The organism is Rahnella sp. CJA17(1/100) (assembly GCF_963881615.1).
Taxonomy (GTDB): Bacteria; Pseudomonadota; Gammaproteobacteria; order Enterobacterales; family Enterobacteriaceae; genus Rahnella; species Rahnella aceris.
On record NZ_CAWOJA010000013.1, the window covers coordinates 1 to 20,941 of the forward strand.

The 20,941-nt window shown below is 50.1% G+C and carries 20 protein-coding genes; 6 read left to right on the forward strand and 14 right to left on the reverse strand.

The features are described from left to right. From AACU55_RS09200 to AACU55_RS09215, 4 genes are all read left to right on the forward strand, one after another. A partial coding sequence (locus AACU55_RS09200; RefSeq protein WP_134706865.1) for a DUF2345 domain-containing protein occupies positions 1-635 on the forward strand: 635 nt, incomplete at its 5' end. Between the two features lie 72 nt (positions 636-707). Beyond that, positions 708-2,747 (forward strand): M23 family metallopeptidase, encoded by a 2,040-nt coding sequence (locus tag AACU55_RS09205; RefSeq protein ID WP_240785686.1) that lies wholly within the window; start codon positions 708-710, stop codon positions 2,745-2,747. Continuing rightward, positions 2,744-3,274 (forward strand): hypothetical protein, encoded by a 531-nt coding sequence (locus AACU55_RS09210; RefSeq protein ID WP_013577175.1) that lies wholly within the window; start codon positions 2,744-2,746, stop codon positions 3,272-3,274. The genes AACU55_RS09205 and AACU55_RS09210 overlap by 4 nt, the downstream gene beginning before the upstream one ends. 307 nt (positions 3,275-3,581) lie before the next feature. After that, complete coding sequence (locus AACU55_RS09215; RefSeq protein ID WP_112197440.1) at positions 3,582-4,112, forward strand: hypothetical protein; 531 nt, start codon at positions 3,582-3,584, stop codon at positions 4,110-4,112. Positions 4,113-4,194: 82 nt separating this feature from the next. Here the strand turns inward: AACU55_RS09215 and ridA are convergent, their stop codons facing one another. The 8 genes from ridA to arcA all read right to left on the reverse strand — a co-directional run bounded on the left by ridA (position 4,195) and on the right by arcA (position 11,524). After that, positions 4,195-4,581, reverse strand: coding sequence for a 2-iminobutanoate/2-iminopropanoate deaminase (gene ridA, locus AACU55_RS09220; protein ID WP_015698834.1), 387 nt, complete (start codon positions 4,579-4,581; stop codon positions 4,195-4,197). Positions 4,582-4,636: 55 nt separating this feature from the next. After that, positions 4,637-5,101 (reverse strand): aspartate carbamoyltransferase regulatory subunit, encoded by a 465-nt coding sequence (gene pyrI, locus AACU55_RS09225; RefSeq protein WP_013577172.1) that lies wholly within the window; start codon positions 5,099-5,101, stop codon positions 4,637-4,639. A gap of 19 nt (positions 5,102-5,120) precedes the next feature. Continuing rightward, positions 5,121-6,056, reverse strand: coding sequence for an aspartate carbamoyltransferase (gene pyrB / locus AACU55_RS09230; RefSeq protein ID WP_013577171.1), 936 nt, complete (start codon positions 6,054-6,056; stop codon positions 5,121-5,123). Between the two features lie 248 nt (positions 6,057-6,304). Then, on the reverse strand, positions 6,305-6,811 hold the full coding sequence (locus AACU55_RS09235; protein ID WP_013577169.1) for an arginine repressor: 507 nt from the start codon (positions 6,809-6,811) through the stop codon (positions 6,305-6,307). 61 nt (positions 6,812-6,872) lie between these two features. Beyond that, positions 6,873-8,276, reverse strand: a complete 1,404-nt coding sequence (locus AACU55_RS09240) for a YfcC family protein (RefSeq protein ID WP_134706866.1) — start codon at positions 8,274-8,276, stop codon at positions 6,873-6,875. Between the two features lie 52 nt (positions 8,277-8,328). Further along, positions 8,329-9,336 (reverse strand): ornithine carbamoyltransferase, encoded by a 1,008-nt coding sequence (gene argF / locus AACU55_RS09245; protein ID WP_037035099.1) that lies wholly within the window; start codon positions 9,334-9,336, stop codon positions 8,329-8,331. A gap of 33 nt (positions 9,337-9,369) precedes the next feature. Then, positions 9,370-10,281 carry a carbamate kinase gene (gene arcC, locus AACU55_RS09250; protein ID WP_013577166.1) on the reverse strand — a complete coding sequence of 304 codons (912 nt, stop codon included), beginning with the start codon at positions 10,279-10,281 and terminating at the stop codon, positions 9,370-9,372. Between the two features lie 22 nt (positions 10,282-10,303). Next, the gene (gene arcA / locus AACU55_RS09255) at positions 10,304-11,524 is read right to left on the reverse strand and encodes an arginine deiminase (protein WP_134706867.1); all 1,221 of its coding nucleotides are present in this window, start codon (positions 11,522-11,524) and stop codon (positions 10,304-10,306) included. A 688-nt stretch (positions 11,525-12,212) separates the two neighbouring features. Here arcA and AACU55_RS09260 point away from each other — a divergent pair. Then, a complete protein-coding gene (locus AACU55_RS09260) occupies positions 12,213-12,683 on the forward strand; it encodes a YhcH/YjgK/YiaL family protein (RefSeq protein WP_037035120.1) in 471 nt (156 codons plus the stop codon). Here the strand turns inward: AACU55_RS09260 and AACU55_RS09265 are convergent. Both AACU55_RS09265 and argF (AACU55_RS09270) read right to left on the reverse strand, forming a co-directional pair. Then, positions 12,664-14,466: a sugar phosphorylase gene (locus AACU55_RS09265; protein WP_134706868.1), complete on the reverse strand. Its 1,803-nt coding sequence runs from the start codon at positions 14,464-14,466 to the stop codon at positions 12,664-12,666. The two genes, AACU55_RS09260 and AACU55_RS09265, sit on opposite strands and share 20 nt — an antisense overlap. A gap of 160 nt (positions 14,467-14,626) precedes the next feature. After that, positions 14,627-15,634: an ornithine carbamoyltransferase gene (argF, locus tag AACU55_RS09270; protein ID WP_037035102.1), complete on the reverse strand. Its 1,008-nt coding sequence runs from the start codon at positions 15,632-15,634 to the stop codon at positions 14,627-14,629. Between the two features lie 168 nt (positions 15,635-15,802). Between argF (AACU55_RS09270) and rraB the strand changes: the two genes are divergently transcribed. Then, entirely contained in the window at positions 15,803-16,237 is a 435-nt protein-coding gene (gene rraB, locus AACU55_RS09275) for a ribonuclease E inhibitor RraB (protein WP_134706869.1), read from the forward strand. Between the two features lie 36 nt (positions 16,238-16,273). On the opposite strand, the gene AACU55_RS09280 is transcribed toward rraB, so the two are convergent. The 4 genes from AACU55_RS09280 to AACU55_RS09295 all read right to left on the reverse strand — a co-directional run bounded on the left by AACU55_RS09280 (position 16,274) and on the right by AACU55_RS09295 (position 20,740). Then, positions 16,274-17,707, reverse strand: coding sequence for a 6-phospho-beta-glucosidase (locus AACU55_RS09280; RefSeq protein ID WP_134706870.1), 1,434 nt, complete (start codon positions 17,705-17,707; stop codon positions 16,274-16,276). A gap of 64 nt (positions 17,708-17,771) precedes the next feature. Next, positions 17,772-19,304: a PTS transporter subunit EIIC gene (locus AACU55_RS09285; protein ID WP_134706871.1), complete on the reverse strand. Its 1,533-nt coding sequence runs from the start codon at positions 19,302-19,304 to the stop codon at positions 17,772-17,774. Positions 19,305-19,451: 147 nt separating this feature from the next. Further along, positions 19,452-20,192 carry a MurR/RpiR family transcriptional regulator gene (locus tag AACU55_RS09290; RefSeq protein WP_037035108.1) on the reverse strand — a complete coding sequence of 247 codons (741 nt, stop codon included), beginning with the start codon at positions 20,190-20,192 and terminating at the stop codon, positions 19,452-19,454. A 44-nt stretch (positions 20,193-20,236) separates the two neighbouring features. After that, entirely contained in the window at positions 20,237-20,740 is a 504-nt protein-coding gene (locus AACU55_RS09295) for a GNAT family N-acetyltransferase (protein WP_013577157.1), read from the reverse strand. Between the last annotated feature and the right edge of the window lie 201 nt (positions 20,741-20,941).

Genomic DNA, 20,941 nt, shown 5'->3' on the forward strand with positions numbered 1-20,941 from the left:
AGCGTCAGGTGAAAGCCCTCAGCCAGGCCGCCGCCGAAGCCAGCGCGCTGGAGGCCGACATCGCGGCGCAAATCGCGATGTTCAGCGAACGGCTGAAGCCGATAAATCAGGTGGTGCTGGCCAGCGCGCCACAAGGCATGGCGCTGACCAGCGGCGAGCATCTGCAACTGGCGGCGACCCAAAACATGATACTGAACGCCGGAAAAAACGCGGATATCGGGGTGATTAAGAACCTGACCGTCAACACCGGTGAGGAAATGGGCATTTTTGCGCTGAAGGGCGAAATGAGCCTGAAGGCCAGCGAAGGCAGGGTCGACGTTCAGGCGCAGAACAACCGGCTGGCGCTGGCAGCGGGCAAAAAAGTGAGCATCACGGCGGTGGACGGCGACATCCTGTTCAGCGCGAAAAAGCGCATCACGCTGATTGGTGGCGGCAGCTACCTCATCCTGCAGGACGGCAAAATTGAGTACGGCACGGCCGGTGAGTATTTCAGGAAAACGCCGCACACGGTGCTGACGGTGGCGGAAACGATGCCGCATGACTTTCCGTCGGTTCCACCGGTGATAAGCGGATTAACGGAACAGGAAGCAGAGAATGAGCCTGCAAACGATATAACCCGCGCCGGAATTTCCTGAGCACAGGGTATATAACCCACGAATATCGCAATCAACATTCCAGCAAGCGGAAAGCTGAACAAGGATGAAAATATGTTATTAGCGCCCCCGATTTTACTTTCACAGCGAAAAACAGAAACTGATGATGACTGGGTCAGGCGATGTATTCACGTCGATAAATACAGGGACTTCCCCGTAAATAATCTCGGGGCCTGGCACGGTGGTGTGCATATTCCTCATACCGATGCGGGGGGGACTGCCAATCCGGTCAGGGCGATTGCGGAAGGAGAAATTGTCTTTTGTCGGTATCCTTCCGACAGAATTAGTGAGGATCCGTTGTGCTATCTGGGGGCGACAGACGACGGGGTGGTGCTGTTGCGTCACACTCTGACGCTGGGAGACCCCGAAGTGAACATCGTTTTCTATTCGTTGTGTCAGCACCTGAAACAGGTGAGAAGGAATGTTCTGGAAGGCGTGGGAACCCTCATTAAAAAAGGCACGATATTGGGCACATCCGGACGCGTAGACGGCAAGAACGGATTCCATTTTCAGATTTGCTGTGATGATACGAACCTGCAAAAGCTTGCGGGGAGAAGCACAGGCAATCTTGATATCAGCAAACCTGGGCGCAGCGATATCACCTATGGTGATAAGCATTATTATTTACCCTCCGGCACGCCTTTTATGGCCTCTCCTGACGAAAAGAAAGCGACAAGACCCCCGCTGTATATCAGCGACACTGAGCTTTTCGTCACTTTTACGAATAAGAAGGTCTTTACCCGTCAGGAAAATCCGGCAGGTAGCAGCATTTACACGAAGCTCAGTGAGGCGGGTGTCCGTTTGCCTGCTGCACCGGAAAGGGATTACGGCGAAACAGTGACCTGGAATGAAGCTGAATGGATTTGTGCTAATTATCCCGGCGGTTCGGGGTGGGTGAAAATGACTGCACCGGGTATTAATCAATACTCTGATGCTGATTTTCCTCACTGGACGGGGTGGTCACTTGTTGATGATGACAGTAATGCAGACAGCCAGTGTGATTCACCGGTTATTCAGCAATGGCAGCAGCAAATAAACGATGAGAAAAGCTTAAAAGAAAAATATTTTTACGCGATTTGCCGGTTCCCGTTTGAATGGGATGAAACCACCGTTGACTCACGGTTCAGTTGGTTAAAGCAGGATAATAAATTCGTGCAACCTGCTTTTAATCCTCCTTCCTGGGATAAATTTCTTAATCATGCCAATGCACTCAGCTTTTTTGGCAAATTACCTGCTGACGCCCGGACAGCATTATCAGGAAGGGTCTGGCATTTCAACCCTGCTGCTTTTATTACGCATATCAATAAGGCCTCACAGGTTGAGTATATTGCAGTGGTTGGGACGCAATATAAAGGTGATGCAGCCAATAAATTATCTTTTGCCGGGCAGGCTGTGAGGTATATGAGAAAGTATATGTCATCTGCGAAGTTTGATAAATTCACTATTATAATTTTCAGTGAGGGGTATAATGAAAAGCATATTAAAATAATCGAAAAGTCATCATCTCTTTATGGGTTTACACTCAAAGTTATTAATTCTTTCTATGAGCTGTTCAATTATTTAAACAGTGGGCGTGATAGGGATCTATACCCTATCAATCAATTATCTTTTTTTGCACATGGTTTACCAGGGCAAATAGCACTTGGCTATGAATATGATGATGCTCGAAATCTAAATGTAAATTTAGTCAATTTCAAAATGGTTGATCCTAAAATATTTTCGAAGAATGGGAGAATCGACTCTTATGCATGTCGGACTGGAATGGGAAGATTAGACGGGCATAGTGATTTCGAGTCTGAACCTCGTCCTGAAGACAGTCTGGCTCAAAGAATGGCCGATTATTTTGGTGTGCCCGTTGGGGCATTTATTATTCGCAGTAATTATGAGAATACATGGGGAACAAGGATGGAACGTCTGGAAAGTAAGATAAAAAAAGACGAATTATTTAATGAGTTGAGCCGAGAACGCGATGAGAGTGTGAACTACTGTAGGGCCGCATATAATGTCCAGGGCGCTTTACATGATGTTGTTGCGGGGACAACGCCTGTAATAATTCATTTCGGGCCAGACTACATGGAATTCATGCCAAAATGAAGAGTAAGATAGCTATCTTTATTTTTGTTTCTTTTTGTATTTTAGGTTATTTGTTTTTCCCTAAATATATTATACATTCAGATGACTATGGCTATAAAATAGCTGACTCATATGCAAGGGAATATTACATAGACTGTGAAAGACCAGCATTATACAAAAAAAAAGCCCCAGAAATGGATGAAAGAACGAAAGATTGGTTAAGAAATAACACAAATGTTATATATGAAGATGAGTTGAAGGAGTTTGACCAAAGTACAGGCTATTATAAAGCAATTACAAGCGGCTTATGGATTGACTCATTTAAGTATAAATACACATTTTTTGATGTGAGTGGTGATGTTGATGGTGATACCTATGAAAGTATATTTTTCATAAGTGGATTGTATTATCATTTTCAATATACTCCCAGAAAAGGAGATATACAGAAAGGCTATTTCGCAAGTTTCAGACCTTCAACGGAAAGAAAAAATTATAGTTATGACTTTGATGTTGATTTAGCAAAAAAAAGTTGTTCACATCCGCAATGATGTTAATTTCAACATTATTGTTCTATTCCTATCTCTAAGGAGGGCCGGGTATGAAAAGGCGAGTTATTTTAGTATTCCTGTGGTGGGTTTATTATCATCGGTAATTATGAGAATACATGGGGGTCAAGGTCGTAATATTTACCTAGTAAGGTAATTAAAACCCCTTGGTTTGAGATGCTTTCCTCAGAGTGTGAGATGAATATAAAAATATGCGGTCTTCATATAACATTGATGGGGCATTGAATGATGTTGGAGTAGGCACCACGCCCTATAATCTTTCAAAGGAATATAAGGATTACCTTCCAAAATGAAAGTAAATATTAAAATAGCACTGGGGTTGGTTTTTTTATTGCTAGGTTTATATTATATGTGGCCAAGATATATTATATCTTCTGGCCCACTAGGCTATAAAGTGGTTGATTCATATAGTAAGGACTATTATATAAATTGTGAAATAGATACGCTATATAAAAAGGATAAGGCTGAAATGAGTATAATCGATAGGGAGTGGATTGAAAATAACTTGGGAAAAATTTATAAAATTAGATTGTTAGAGTTTGATACAAATGGAGATGCATTAAAAATAATAAGCGCGCCGCATTGGGTTAACAGTTTTCTTTATAATTACAGCATATTTAATGAAGATGGTATTTTAACTGACATGTATGAAAGCATTATTAAAATCAATGGGGTTTATTATAAGTTCGATTATACATTAATTCCTGGTGAGGCTGAAAAGGGAAGGTTGTCAAGTTATCCTCCAACAAAAAGAAAAATTGATTATAGCTATGGCTTTTATGTGAACTTGGCAAAAAAAAGCTGCTCACATCCGCAATGATGGTAATTAAAGTCATGGTCAGGTGTTGATTTCGGCAAAAAAAACCAGCCCGCAGGCTGGTCTGGTGCATCACTGACGCGAATTAACGGCGGACGGCGATGGCTTCGATTTCGATTTTCACGTCTTTTGGCAGACGGGCGACTTCAACGCAAGAACGTGCCGGGAATGGCGCGTTGTGCTCGGTGAAGAAGGCTTCATACGTGGCGTTAACGGTGGCGAAGTCATTCAGATCTTTCACGAAAACGGTGGTTTTCACAATATCTGATACTTTCAGGCCAGCAGCTTCAACGATCGCCTGTACGTTTTCCAGTGACTGGCGCGCTTGTGCAGAAATGTCGTCAGCCACAGAGCCGGTTTTAGGATCCACTGGGATCTGGCCGGAAGTGATGATCATACTGCCCAGATCCACGCCCTGAACATAAGGACCGATAGCGGCAGGGGCGTTTTCAGTGCTGATTTCGCGGGACATAATGTCTCCTGATTTGCGTTAAGGGGAACAAGAAATTGTTCCCCAGTATAAAGGCTCAGTCGTTATTGAGCACCACCTGATGCTCAAACTCTTTTTCGCAGTATTTGCATTTCAGGTGTACGCCGTCTGCGCGTTGTTTCACCGCAAAGCTGGAGTCCACCGGTTCAAAACGGCTGATGCAGTTGCCGTTCGGGCAGCGCAGTACGCCGACAATCCGGTCCGGCAGCGTCGGCATCAGCTTTTTCACCACGTCGTAATTGTCGATGCGGTTCACCGTCGCGCGCGGGGCATACACCGCCAGCTGATTGACCTGTTCGTCGGTCAGAAAGGTGTTTTCGATTTTGATGATGTCTTTGCGGCCAAGCTCGCCGGAAGGCAGGTTCAGGCCGACCGTCACACGTTGTTCCGTCTGGGTAAACTTGAACAGCGACAGTAATTTAAATCCGACCTGTGCCGGAATATGGTCGATGACCGTACCGCATTTGATCGCTTCAACCTGAAGTTTGTTGTCGTGCGTCATAATCGTTTTCTCCTCAAGTTTACTGTGCAGTGTCTGCGTTCAGAACCAGCGCCAGCAAAGCCTGACGCGCAAAAATTCCGTTACCGGCCTGCTGGAAATACCAGGCATATGGCGTTTTATCCACATCCGGCGTGATTTCATCGATACGCGGCAGCGGGTGAAGCACTTTCAGGTGCGGCTGAGCATGGGTCAGATCGGCAGCCCGCAGGACAAACTGTGCTTTCACGTTGGCGTATTCCGATGGATCCAGACGCTCTTTTTGCACGCGGGTCATGTACAGAATGTCGATTTCAGACACCACTTCATCAATGCTGCTGTGCAGGCTGTATTCGATGCCTTTCTCTTCCAGCAACGTCAGGATATACCCCGGCATCGCCAGCGCGTCCGGCGCGATAAAGTAGAAGCGGTTGCCGTTAAATTTCGCCAGTGCCTGCGCCAGGGAATGTACCGTGCGGCCATATTTCAGGTCGCCGACCATGGCGATTTTGATGTTGTCGAGACGGCCCTGAGTTTCCTGAATGGTGAACAAATCCAGCAGGGTTTGCGTCGGATGCTGGTTCGCTCCGTCGCCGGCGTTGAGCACCGGAATACCGCCGGAGAATTCGGTCGCCAGACGCGCCGCGCCTTCCTGCGGATGGCGCATCACAATCGCATCTACGTAAGTGCTGATGACCGAAATGGTATCGGCCAGCGTTTCGCCTTTTTTGCCGAGCGAGGTGTTGCTGCTGTCGGAGAAACCCACCACCGAGGCGCCCAGACGATGCATCGACGTTTCAAATGACAGACGGGTGCGGGTTGAGGCTTCGAAGAAACAACTGGCGATCACTTTGTGTTTCAGCAATTCAGGCTGCGGGTTGGCTTTCAGGCTGGCAGCGGTATCCAGTACCAGTTCCAGCTCTTCGCGGCTGAGATCGTTGATAGAAATGATGTCTTTCTGATACAGCGGATTGGCCATAGTCGTCATTCTCCTGTTCTTTACGCGTAAAAAGTGTGGCGCTCAAATTCCGGACAAAAAAAAGCCCCTCAATGAGGGGCTTTCAGTAAAACGGTAATACCACGGAAGAACAACGGCAGCGGGCTGCCTGATGGCACGGTGTTTGGTCGATCATCTGAGCACAAAACCTGGCGATTGTTCATGGGTTCTCCCGACAAATTGTGGCGCATTATACGCGGGTCATTGACGACATCAAGCGGAAAAATGGCCTAAGGCAAACGGTTGCTGCCGTGGTTTTCCTTTATCGCCAGTATTCGCCTGATTATCCTGCAAACTCTGTCCAGCTCTGTCATTTCCCGTGGCGCAACCAGCACGGAAGTACTCGATGCGATCACGCCGAGCACCTCCGGCAACCGATGTTGATCGATAATCCGCCCCACGGCGCGACCATAGCCCGGCATGACATGTACCACGACAAATTGAGGGTTGTGATCCACATCGGTGACCATTTCACTCACTGGCCTCAGGGCATCAGGGATAAGCTGAGATTGCTCATTCAGGGCGTAAATCTTTTTGCCTTTGGCATTCTGTACCTTCACGACGCCCAGTATTTTCAGCAATTGAGAAATGGTGGACTGGCCGATGTTGCGATATCCCGCCCGCTGGAATTCCACACGCAGTTCTTCCTGTGATGAAAAACTCCGGCTGGCAATAAGCTGATGGCAGAGGATCAGTTGCTGGTGTTCTTTTTCAAGTGTAGACAACGTTCTTTTCATGGTTATGTTCCCGGTAAATAAAGGACGTCAACATGGCAAAAAAATCATTTTCTACAAAGAGTTAAACCAAAGAACCGAGACTTAGCGCGAACATCAGCAATATCAGTAAAATTCCCATCAAAGGTGCGACCCATTTCAGCCAGCGGACATAGGGCACCCGCGCGATGGCCAGACCGCCCATGACGACAGCGGAGGTCGGCGTGACCAGATTCACCAGCCCCGATGCCGACTGATAAGCGGTCACCACCAGTTCACGCCCGACGTGGGCGAAATCGGCGAGCGGCGCCATGATCGGCATGGTCATCACCGCCAGACCGGATGAAGAGGGCACCAGAAACGACAGCACCACTTCGAGCAGGAACATGACGTTGATGAAAATCACGCTGGATAATCCGGAAACGATGCCTTCTGCGCTGTGCAAAATGGTGTGGGTGATCATGCCGTTGTCCATGATCACCACGATGCCACGGGCAATGCCGATGATCAGTGCCACGCCGAGCAGGTCGCGTGCGCCATCAATGAATGTCGAGGTGAGTTCTTCCTCACTCATGCGGGCAATCAGCCCCACCAGGATCGCTGCGGCCAGGAAAACGCCGGAGATTTCCCCCATCCACCAGCCTTTTACCGATACGCCATAAATCATCACCACAAAAGCCAGCGCGAAGATCAGCAGAATGATTTTACGTACACCGGTAAAGGGCAGCAGTTCATCGCTGCGGTTACCGAGAAAGTGGGCGCGGTTGCTGTCCCACAGATCAGCCACAACAGAAAGCGAGGGATCGCGGCGCACTTTACGGGCATAGCGCATCACCCAGATCACGCAGATCAGCCAGCCGACGATCAGAATCGCCACGCGCAGGCCGATCCCGTGGGTGAAGGGGATCCCGGCAGCATTGGCGGCAATCACTGTTGCGAAAGGATTGATCGTCGAGCCGAGCGTGCCAATCCCGGCGCCCAGCAGTACGGTAGCCGCCGCCACCAGCGGGTCAAAACGCGCCGCCATCATCACCGGTACCAGAAGGGTGTAAAATGGCAATGATTCTTCGGCCATGCCGTAAATGGTGCCACCGGCGGCGAACAGTGCCATCAGGATCGGGATCATCCATTCTTCTTTGCCCTTAAGCCGGACAGTCACCCGCTCAATTCCGGCGTCGATTGCCCCGGTTTTGGTGACGATGCCCAGAAAACCGCCGATGATCAGAATAAATAAAGCGACATCAATTGCGCCAGCCTGGCCGGTGGTGTGGTTGTACAGGCCATCAATGGGCGCGAGGAAAATATCCACCAGCCCCTGCGGATTGCCGGTAACGGCGTGATAGGTGCCTGAGACGGGTACCTCTTTGCCCAGCCGGGCATTCATCGCCATGTCGTACTGACCGGCGGGAATAATCCAGCTCAGACCGGCAACCAGCGCGATAAGCACAAACAAAATGGTGTAGGCAGAAGGGAATTTGAATGTACGCATAAACGTAATCCTTAAAAAAAGCGTGAAGGCAAAACGCCTTCACGCAAGGGGCTTAGTCATCGCCAAGGGTGGCGACCATGACCGCTTTTATGGTGTGCATACGGTTTTCGGCTTCATCAAAAACGATGGAATGCGGGGACTCAAAAACGTCATCCGTCACTTCCAGCCCTTTCATGCCGTAAGCGATTTCCAGTTCTTTGCCGAGCGTGGTTTCTTCGTTATGGAAGGCGGGCAGGCAGTGCATGAATTTGACGTCAGGATTGCCGGTTGCGTTAAGCACCGCCGCATTAACCTGATACGGGGTCATCAGACTGATACGTTCTGCCCAGGCGGTTTTGGCTTCGCCCATTGACACCCAGACATCGGTGTAAAGAAAATCGACGCCCTGTACGCCTTCATCAACGTGTTCTGTCAGCAGGATCCTTGCGCCGGTAGTGCGGGCGATATCGCGGCAGGTCGCGACCAGTGTCTCTTCCGGCCAGAAGGATTTTGGCGCGATCAGACGGATATCCATTCCCATTTTTGCTGCCCCGACCATCAGGGAATTACCCATATTGTTTCGGGCATCGCCCAGATAAGCGAAGCTGATCTGACTGAGTTTTTTACCCGGCGAGTGTTCAAGCATGGTCATCAGGTCGGCAAGGATTTGGGTCGGATGAAACTCGTCGGTCAGCCCGTTCCACACCGGTACGCCGGAGAATTCCGCCAGTTCTTCCACCGTCTTTTGTGCAAAACCCCGGTATTCGATGCCGTCATACATTCGCCCCAGCACGCGGGCGGTGTCTTTCATGGATTCCTTGTGTCCGATCTGGCTGCCGCCAGGGCCGAGATAAGTCACGTGTGCGCCCTGATCAAACGCGGCGACTTCAAACGCACAGCGGGTGCGGGTCGAGGTTTTCTCAAAAATCAGCGCGATATTTTTTCCGCGCAGACAAGGGCGTTCCTGACCTGTTTGCTTATCGTTTTTAAGCGTCAGCGCCAGGGTGATCAGTTGCTGAATCTCTTCCGGTGTGAAATCAAGAAGTTTAAGAAAATGACGGTTTTTCAATGTAGTAGTCATAACATCATCCTGAAATAATGAAGTGAGGGCGGGTTATTCCGCGCGGATACAGGTGCCTTTCAGACCGGCCAGAATGGCTTCACCCTCTTCCAGTGCGCCGATCCCCGCCAGTCCGTGGCAGGCGTCGACAAACTGGCAGGCGGCACTGACTTTCGGCCCCATGGATCCGGCGTCGAAGGTCATACCGGCAAGATCCCGTGTAGTGATTTGATGCAGCGGACGCTGCTCCGGCGTGCCCCAGCCGAGGTACACCGCATCGGCATCGGTCAGGATCAGCAGCGCGTCGGCCTGTAACTGACGCGCCAGCAGCGCCGCCGAAAGGTCTTTGTCGATGACGGCCTCTGCGCCTGCCAGCCCGTCGGCGGTCTGATGAACCGGCACACCGCCGCCGCCGTTACAGATGACCAGATAGTGCTTTTCCAGCAAGTCACGGATGGCATCAATTTCGAGGATGCGCTGCGGTTGAGGAGAGGCGACCACGCGGCGGAAATGCTGCCCGTCGGCTTTCATCGCCCAGCCTTTTTCGGCGGCCAGATTTTCCGACTGCGCCTGCGTATAAACCGGACCGATGTATTTCGTCGGCTTATCAAATGCCGGATCGAGCAGGCTGACTTCCACCTGCGTCAGCAGGGTGCAGACGCGGCTCTCAGGCAGACAATTTTTCAACGCCTGTTGCAACAGATAGCCGATCATCCCCTGTGTTTGTGCCACCAGAATATCGAGCGGGTAGGGCGCGACTGCCGGATAAGCGCTGTTTTGCAGCGCCAGCAATCCGACCTGCGGGCCGTTGCCGTGCACCAGCACGACGCGCCATTTCTGGCATAGCGCAGCCAGCGTTTCGGCCGCCAGACGGATGTTTTTGCGCTGCAGTTCGGCTTCGAGCGGTTCGCCACGGCGCAACAATGCGTTGCCGCCGAGGGCGACAACCAGAACAGGTTTGTTCATGAAATTTTCCCGGTATAGGTGATCAGATGTCGTCGCGTTCAAGCGGGCAGCTCATGCAACGTGCGCCGCCGCGGCCTCTTCCCAGTTCATCACCCGGAATGGGGAGAACGGTGATCCCGGCTTTGTCGTATTTTTCGTTAGTCCGGGTGTTACGTTCGTAGCCGATGACCACGCCGGGACGCACGGTCAGGACGTTATTGGCGTCATTCCACTGTTCGCGTTCGGCTTCAAAACTGTCGCCACCGGTGGTGATGAGTCTGATGTCGTCAATGCCCAGCGCTTTACCGATTGCCCGGACGAACTGTGGTTCTTCGGTGCGACGCAGGCCACCGTGACCATTGTCGGTCAGCGTCCAGCACAACGTGGTGTCGCGCACCACTTCCGGATACACCGAGAAAGTGTCCAGATCGATATGTGTCATGACGGTATCAAGGTGCATACAGGAACGGTGTTTCGGTAATTGCAGCACAATCACTTTGGTGGCTTGCTGATGTTTGAACAGTGAACGGGCGAGGAACTCCACACCCTGCGGTGTCGTGCGTTCTGATAAACCAATTAATACTGCGCCACGGCCAATGACTAAAACATCGCCACCTTCCAGCGTGGCGTGGTCGTAATTAAATTCGTCGTCGCCAAAGTAAGTAATAAATTCGTTATCGGTAAAGTGCGGGTGCCAGCGATATATGGCCCGTAAATTATTGGTTTCCCGTTTACGCGCTTCCTTTGCCATCGGATTAACTGACACGCCGTTATATATCCAGCAGGAGGTATCACGGGTAAATAAATGATTGGGTAAAGGCTTAATCACGAAGTCATTTAACTGATGCGTATCTGTGACCATATTATGGAATGTATCGGGAATTTCACTGTATGTTAATCCGCCACTCATAAACCGGGCCGTTTGCCGGTGAGGAAGATCGGCCAGCCAGCCACGAATCTCTTCGGCAAATTGTGGCCCAAGCCGGTAATCCGAGATTTGCCGGCTGAGCAGCCAGTCTTTGGCCTCGTGGTTATCGAGGGTTTCCGTCAGCAGGTCAGTGAGCAATAAGACTTCCACACCTTGCTGGCGCAAGGTCTGACTGAAGACGTCATGCTCTTTTCCGGCGCGCTCAACGGAAAGTACGTCATCGAATAATAATTCCTGACAATTCGACGGGGTGAGTCGCTGTAAACTTAAATTTGGCCGGTGAAGCATCACGCTGCGAAGTTGGCCTATTTCGGATCCTACATAATGCCGTTTCATATTTATCCCTTTTTATAAAAAGAAGACCAAATAATGTTTTGGGCAAATGAATTACGCGGAGAATAAATAATATATTCAACCTGAAATGGAATATGCCCGCAACGGAGTGAATAATATTCCGCTCAGGCATTTAATATGTGATTCAGATCGCACCAGAATAAACGGATGAAAGAGGTTATATGTTGATTGATAAGCATCATTGTTTTATTTATTAGCGGACACAGTAAAGTGAATAATAAACGAAATATCAGCGTAATTATTTATCCTGACAGTAAATGACCGATTGAGATAATGTTTACTCAGTTATAATCCGCTAAAAAATAAGGGGTTTATTTCCCGTCTGCATAGAATGTCTTTTTTCATGATTAAATATTTATAAATACTCTGAAACCTTAAATAACTATGATTTATTTGAGGTGTTTTCGGTTTAATTAACTTTGTGATCTGTGAGTGAGTTTTTATAAAAAGTCCGTAAGACCAACAGGATGAAAGGGCCACACTGAATACGTTTTCAGGGTTTATGCAATCTGGCTGCATAACCATTGTTTACCGGCTACGGGTGATGTCCAGCCACAAAAATATCCTCCAGGAAGTCAAAATTTTGATCCCGCTCTGGCAAGCAGACAGCAAACAGGATTAGTATTTATGAAACGCTGTTTCACTCATGCATTACAAACCCGAGGTTATGATGATCACAGGAAACATCCACGCACTGCATCTCGTCCCTTATCTGCCCGCTGAACTGCGCGAAGCCATTGAATACGTTAAACAGCACATCACGCCGGACACCCCGTTGGGTAAACACGATATCCGCGGCAACGACGTTTTTGTGCTGATTTCCAATGATTCCACTGCGCCACAGGCTGAACGCCGTGCCGAGTTCCACGCACGTAATCTGGATATCCAGATTATCCTCAACGGCACCGAAGGCATGACGTTCAGCAACTTACCGGCAGGGTATGTCGATACCGACTGGCTGGAAGAGAAAGACATCGCGTTCCTGGCTGCCGGTGAGCAGGAAAAAACCATGATCATGCAGACCGGCGATTTCGTGGTGTTTTATCCGGGCGAAGTGCATAAACCGCTGTGCGCCGTCGGCGAACCGGCCAATGTGCGTAAAGCCGTGGTGAAAATGAACGTCAGCGCATTGTCCGCTTAATGCTGATTGTGTAGCGCTTTGTGCGCTTGATCAGCTTCATCCGCCAGCGACGCAGCCTGCCGAGACGTTCCGGCGCTTTGAGTTTGTGTTTGATCCACACCACCTGCCACGGCTGGAGACGCATCTGGCCGTTAAATACTTCTCCGCTAATCAGATCCTTCCCTTCGACCGCCAGCTTCAGCATCTGCGAATGATCGCTGATATTGAATATGCAGCTGATCCGGTCTTCGGTTTTCGGATCATAGCGTTCCATCGCAAACAGCGATTTGCCCAGATCAAACACGCGCTGGCCAGCCTGCGGTGAAAATGCCGGGTGCTCGCGGCGGTGCCTGATGAGTGCCTGTAATCCGTAAAAAATGCGGGCGCGTAAGCCGTCTTTTTTTTCCAGTTCAGCTTCAATATCCATCAGATCCAGCTTTTTACGGTTGATGCGGCGGTTGATCCCGGACTGGTGCATGCCGTCGAGATCGTTCTCGCTGCCCAGCAGGCTGTGAATATAAATCGCCGGGACGCCGATAAACGACAATAACAGCGCCTGTGCCGCCAGAAACTTGCGGGCTTTCATCTCGGTATTATCTTCCGGTTCGGTCAGCGCGCTCAGGTAATTAATGTTCAGTTCGTAAGGCGAATGGGTGCCGTCGCCGTTGTCTTTATAGGACACGCGGCCTTCCTTGCGCAGCGTTTCCTGCGCCATGTATTTACGTTCATCATCGGTCAGGAAGGTCTCGGTCGGGCGCAGACCGATGCCGTCGTGGCTGGCAAGAAAGTTGAAATAGGTGGTGTCAGGGTAACGGGCTTCCGCATTCAGGCTTTGCGCCCATTGGGTGAGCGTGGTGGTGTCCTGACGCAAAAAAGCGTGCAAGGTCAGCGGTGGCAGCGGGAACTGATACACCATGTGTGCCTCGTCACCTTCGCCGAAATAACTGATATTTTCGTGATGCGGGACATTGGTTTCAGTGATGATCCGCGTGCCGGGGATCACTTCATCGAGAATAGTGCGCCAGACTTTAATGATGTTATGTGCCTGTGGCATGTGAATGCAGCGCGTCCCGGTTTCTTTCCAGATATAACCAATCGCATCGAGGCGGATCGACTGCCCGCCGCTGGCGGCGTATTGCAACAGCACATCAATGCTTTCCAGCAAGACCTGAGGATTCTTGAAATTAATATCGATCTGATCTTCACTAAACGTCGTCCACAGATACAGCTCGGTGCCGTCGGTTTTGATAAATGGCGAGAGTAGCGGCGAAGCGCGCGGGCGCACGACGCGGCTGTAATCCAGCTCGGGATTAGCGGCAATAAAGTAATCTTTGTAATACGGATCGTCATGCAGATAGCCTTTCATCCATTCGCTTGAGCGGGAAATATGGTTGATCACGCAATCAAACATCAGGTTGAAATTGGCCGAAAGGTGATGAATATCTGACCAGCCACCAAGATGTTCATCGATCCGCCGGTAGTCAATGACGCTGAAGCCGTCGTCTGAACTGTACGGATACATCGGCAGAATATGGATGTCGCTGATAATGTCGCGCAGATAAGTGTTAGCGAAATGATTGAGCGTCGCCAGCGGCGGTTGCTCGCCGTGACGGATATTATCGCCATAAGTAATCAGATAAATATTGGTACCATCCACCCAGCGGGTGGTGCGGTGTTTGCCGTAATTCCATTTGTCGGCGAGATGCAGGATTTTTTTCAGCAGGTCGGCGATGTGTTCCCGGGGGTAAATCCTGCTTAACAGGCTTTCCAGCCGCAGAACATACTCAAGATTGACTGAGCTCATATCGGTTCCTTCTTCTGCATTTTTGTTTTTTTGACCAAAGCGCTTTAAAAAGGTTAGCTGAAAATGCAGTCTTCTGGCGGGAACGGGCGGGATAAAGTGCAAAACGATGTAAAGATTGCAGCGTGCAGGAAGTGTATCCTTGCTGCACGCCCGGGGGAAATCAGTCGTTACCGAGGGTGGCAACCATCACCGCTTTGATGGTATGCAGACGGTTTTCAGCCTGATCAAATACTACGCTGTGGCTGGATTCAAAGACTTCATCGGTGACTTCCATGCCGCCGTGCAGGCCATACTCTTCCGCCATTTGTTTGCCCAGCGTGGTCTGGTCGTCATGGAAGGCTGGCAGGCAGTGCAGGAATTTCACCTGCGGATTGCCTGTCAGCGCCAGCATCGCGCTGTTGACCTGATAAGGGCGTAGCAAATTAATACGCTCTTTCCAGACTTCTTTCGGCTCGCCCATGGAAACCCACACGTCGGTATACAGGAAATCAGCCTCTTTCACGCCGGTCGCAATATCTTCGGTCAGGGTAATGCTGCCGCCATTTTCTTTCGCCAGGTGCTCACAGGTGGCGACCAGTTCTGCTTCCGGCCAGCAGGCCGACGGTGCGACAAGGCGCAAATCCAGACCGCATAATGCGGCTGCTTCCAGCAGCGAATTGCCCATATTGTTACGGGTGTCGCCCAGATAGGCCAGACGCATGCCTTTCAGTGGCTGGCCCGGCAGGTGTTCCTGCATGGTCAGCAGGTCAGCCAGCAACTGCGTCGGGTGAAATTCGTTGGTTAAGCCATTCCACACGGGGACACCGGCATATTGCGCCAGAATTTCCACTTTATCCTGACCGTAACCGCGATACTGAATACCGTCGTACATGCGGCCAAGGACGCGGGCGGTATCTTTCATCGATTCTTTGTGGCCGATCTGGCTGCCGCTTGGGCCGAGATAGGTGACTTTCGCCCCCTGATCGTATGCGGCAACTTCGAAAGAGCATCGGGTGCGGGTTGAGTCTTTTTCGAAGATGAGCGCGATGTTTTTGCCTTGCAGGCGGGCTTTTTCGGTGCCGTTTTTCTTAGCCGCTTTTAATTCTGCGGAGAGTTTCAGCAGTGACGAAATCTCTGACGGGGTAAAATCCAGTAACCTGAGAAAATGACGTTTACTCAACAAACTCATGATGTCGCTCCATAGCGCGTAAGCATTTCGGATTGAATTTAAATTCAATTTAACTGGATGAATATGCAAATACAACCCCGCAGTAAAAACTTTGTCGTTTATAGTGGAGACGCGCCCTGCGGTGTGTGAAAATAGCGTACAAACGTCACATTGATTGAGGACAGAGATATGGCAAACCGTGAATTGCTGGAAGAACAACGTGAAGAGACTCGCTTAATCATCGAAGAACTGCTGGATGATGGCAGTGATCCTGACGCGCTTTACACTATCGAACACCACTTATCTTCAGAGAAGTTTGAAGTTCTGGAGAAAGCAGCAGTTGAAGCATTCAAACTGGGTTATGAAGTCACTGACGCTGAAGAACTGGAAGTGGAAGATGGTTCAACCGTGATGTGCTGCGACGTGATCAGCGAAATCGCGCTGAAAGCGGAGTTGATCGACATCCAGGTTGAGCAACTGATGAATCTGGCCGAGGCCAACGGCGTCAACTATGACGGCTGGGGCACTTACTTCGAAGGCGATGACGACGAAGAAGGTGAAGAAGGTGAAGAAGGCGAAGACGAAGATTTCGTTGATGAAGATGATGACGGAAAACGTCATTAATCTGAATGCCTCCCCCTTCGCAGGGGGAGGCGTTAATTAAAGCACGTCCCCGTTACTCTCAATCACTTTCTGATACCAGCCGAAACTCTCCTTTTTCGAGCGTGCCATTGTGCCGGTGCCATCATCGTTTTTATCGACGTGAATGAAGCCATAACGTTTGCTGTACTGCCCGGTGGTAAACGACACACAGTCAATACATCCCCACGGTGTGTAACCCATCAGATCTACGCCGTCTTCCAGCACGGCTTTTTTCATCTGCGCGATGTGTGCTTTCAGATACGCAATGCGGTAATCATCGTGAATGACGCCGTCATCACCCGCTTTGTCGATCGCACCAAAGCCATTCTCGACAATAAATAGCGGCTTCTGATAACGCTCGTACAAAATATTCAGGGTGTAACGTAGCCCGACGGGATCAATCTGCCAGCCCCAGTCAGACGCTTTCACGTGCGGATTCGGCACGCTGCCTGCAAAGCCGGACAAGCCATTATCATCACTCGGATTGTGCGCTGAAATCGCGTTGCTCATGTAATAGCTCAGGCCGATGTAATCCGCACAGCCATCGCGCAGCGCCTGTAAATCGCCATCTTCCATTTTGATATTAAAGCCACGGCGTTCCCACTCTTTCAGTGCATACGCCGGGTAGTAACCGCGCATGTGGACGTCGCTGAACAGAAAGCGTTCGTGCATTGCTTCAACGGAATACATCACGTCGTCAGGATGGCAGGAGAACGGATAGAGCGGCACCATGGCGATCATGCAGCCAATCTGAAAATCAGGGTTGATCTCATGGCCAAGTTTCACCACTTTAGCGCTGGCCACGAACTGATGATGCAGCACCTGATACATCGTCTCTTCCGGATTTTCCTCCTCGGTAAATACCACGCCGGAGCAGCAATAACCGAACAGCGGATATTTCCAGTTACGCTGGTTATTGATCTCGTTGAAGGTCATCCAGTATTTCACTTTGCCTTTGTAGCGTTCCATCACCACCTGGCTGAAACGCACAAAGAAATCCACCACCTGACGGTTTTTCCAGCCGCCATATTCCTTCACCAGATGCCACGGCATTTCGAAGTGGGAGAGGGTGATCACCGGCTCAATATTGTGTTTGAGCAGCTCATCAAACATATCGTCATAAAATTGCAGACCGGCTTCGTTTGGCTGTAATTCGTCACCGTTCGGGAAGATACGCGTCCAGGCAATCGAGGTGCGGAAGCATTTGAAACCCATTTCGGCGAACAACGCGATGTCTTCTTTGTAGTGCGAGTAGAAATCGACGGCTTCGTGGTTCGGGTAGCTGTAGCCGTCAAGGACGCCGTCGGTCATCACACGGTCAACGCCGTGCGCGCCGCCGGAAAGGACGTCGCAAATGCTGATGCCTTTGCCGCCCTGGTTCCAGCCGCCTTCCACCTGATGCGCCGCTACCGCGCCGCCCCACAAGAAATCTTTCGGTAACTGATGGTTCATTTGATTCTCCCTGGATACTTGATGAGGGCAGATTGCTTCTGCCCTGTAGATCGTAATGTCAGATTTAATTCATTTCCGCCTGCGCAGCCCGACGGGTTTCTGCCGGTACTTTTTGGGTCGCGGCAACATCGGGTTCATCTTTGAAACCGACCAGCCAGGTGAACAACGCACCGAGCACAAAGGCGACGCTAATGGACAGCAGGAAACCGAGGAACTGTGGCATATGACCTTCTTTGAAGAACACCGGCAGTACGGCAATCCCCGGCAGGCAGTAGCTCCATGACACGGCGTTAAAGGAACCGGCAATCGCACCGCCAATCCCACCTGCGACACAACTGCACAGGAACGGTTTTTTCAGGCGCAGCGCCACACCATAAATAGCGGGTTCAGTGATGCCGAACAGGCCGGTGACGCCCGCAGACAATGAGATCCCTTTCATTTCGCGGCTGCGGGTTTTCAGATACACGCCAAACATGCTGCCGGTCATCGCGAAGACGGCAGAAGCCTGCAGGCCGGTAAAAGTGTCGTAACCCAGCGTCGCGTAGTTGCCGACGGTGACCGGCGTAATGCCCCAGTGAACGCCAAGTGTGACCAGCGGCTGCCAGAAGGCACCGACCACGAAGCCGGCAATGGTCGGGCTGAGGTGATAGAGGTAGTTGTATACGCCGCCAATCGCGCCACCGATCAGGTTTCCGACCGGGCCAAACACCAGCAGGGTCATCGGCACCATAATGGCGATACAAAACATCGGTGTGAACAGGTTGCGGATAACCACCGGCAGCACTTTATTGAAGAAGTGTTCGATGTACGACATTGCCCAGACCATCAGAATGATCGGGATAACAGACGCGGTATAGCTCAGATATTTCACCGGAATACCGAGGAAATCGAGCGTTGGTGCGGAAACCGGAATACCGACCACGTTCTGCAGGATATTCGCAATATCAGGATTGCTGACCGCTTCACGCATTAGTTGCTGCATGGCCGGATCGGCGGAGTTGATCGACGTGATCTTAAAGGCTGTCAGCATATTCATGTAATCGGGGCTGATCAGCGCGCAGGCTGTAATGACTGCGGTGAAAGGATTGACGTTGAATTTTTTCGCGGCGGTGAAAGCAATCATCACCGGCAGGAAGGTAAAGGCCGTCCACGACACAAAATTAAGAATACGGTAGGTACCGCTGCTGGCGTCCATAATGCCGATGGCAGCCAGGAAGGAAATAATCCCCTGCAAAATACCGCAGGCGGCAAGCTGATAAAGGAAAGGCGTAAAGATGCTGGATATCACGTCCATGACGCGGCTGACAATACCCACATTCGGTGCAGAAACCGGTGCATTTTCATCAATCTGGATCAATTTCAGCACCTGATTGTACGCGTCGCTCACGTGATTGCCGATCACCACCTGCATTTGTCCGCCGGCCTCGATAACGGTGATAACGCCTTTCACTCGTTTTAATTCTTCTTTATCGACGGCTTTATTATCTTTCAGAACAAAACGTAAACGTGTGGCGCAATGTGTGATGCTAATCACATTATTATCGCCACCAATATATTTAACAATATCCTGAGCGGTCTGAGCGTAATCAATAGCCATTGTTTATTATTCTCCTGCGGGAATACAGAGGTGAGCTTTTTTGTTTTTTTACTCGTCGGCAGGAGTGTAGCAAAAGAAAAGGTATTGTCACGATATAACAAAAATCAAATCGGGTGATTTGTTACTTATTAAAAACACCCTGTTTTTTCATTGCGCTGAGTCACGTTTTATTAACGGTAATTTCTTGCCGATGGTCTCAATAATATAAAGTACCGGGATCTGCGTGGTAATATTATATTGTCCTTCGAGGACTATTTGCGGCATGTGATAAGAGATGTTGAGGTCTGCAAGCCGCGCCAGTGTTGAGTTTTCGCTGTTAGTGAGGCTGATGATTTTGCAATTATGCTGGCTGAACTGCGTAGCAAAACGCAGCACTTCTTCCGTTTCACCCGAGACAGAAAGAATAATGGCGATAGCGTCTTTATACATATCACTGTTGATCGGGAAATAAGGGTCATCAATAAAGGTACTGAATTTTCCGACATTAGAGAAAAAGCGTGCGCTGTATTTTCCTAATGAACCTGAGGTTCCTACACCTACAAATATAATACGCTGCGCATTGGCAATCTGGCGGGCGGCCTTTTCTAATAATTCATCAAACTCACTGTTATTAATACTTTTGAAATAACTGATGATCTCACTGATGCCAAACGACACCGGCGGCTTTTCTTCATGCTCTAAAAACAACTTGAAACGGATACGAAATTCGGAATAACCGTCGCAATCCATTTTCTTGCAGAAGCGCAAAACTGTCGTGGTCGAGACACCTGCGGCATCCGCCAGTTCACGAATGGTCATGTACATGACTTTATCGCCGTTTTTGACGATGTAGTTGTAGACCGTCAGTTCCAGTTCGTTTAACGCGGAAATGGCTTTATGTGTGAACATTCAGATGCCTGTTTGCAAAGCGCGAATAAAGAACGTCAACGGTGTCAGAGGTGTTTTAACATCGTCACTTCACAATCGACATGGCCGGTGTTGCCGAGGGCGCAGTCAATGTGGTGGAAACCCAGACGTTCATACAGCGCAATCGCCTGGGTCAGACTGGCGGTGGTTTCCAGATAGCAGCGGGCAAAGCCCTGCTGGCGTGCATGTTCAATGGCCTGTAAGGCCAGTCGTTTTGCCAGCCCCTGACCGCGCAGTGCTGGCATAAAATACATCTTCTGCAATTCACACAGATCGTTATCTGCACCGGATAACGGTGCGACGCCGCCACCGCCCGCGACCACCCCGTCCAGTTCCACCACCCAGTAGGCACAACGGGGCTGGCTGTAGGTTTCAAACAGGTGATCCAGATTCGGATCAGCGACGGTATAGCCTTTATCGGCAGTCAGGCCAAATTCGGCAGAAACGTGGCGGATCACGTTAGCGATGGCAGCGTTATCTTCATGGCGTATCGGGCGCACCCGCACGCTGACAGGAAGGGAGGTCGTCATGTTACTCACTCAGTTTCAATAACAGGCAAACAAACAGACCGTTTTAATACCATTTTAGGGCGTGCTGATGCAACGCCGCAGGCGTTTCCCGATGATTTTACTTATCTCAAATGCGAATTTTTTTCATTGGAACACGCAGTAATCCATTGCCTGAAAGGTCAGGGACATGATTAAATCTTCATCGTTACACAATGTGCTCTG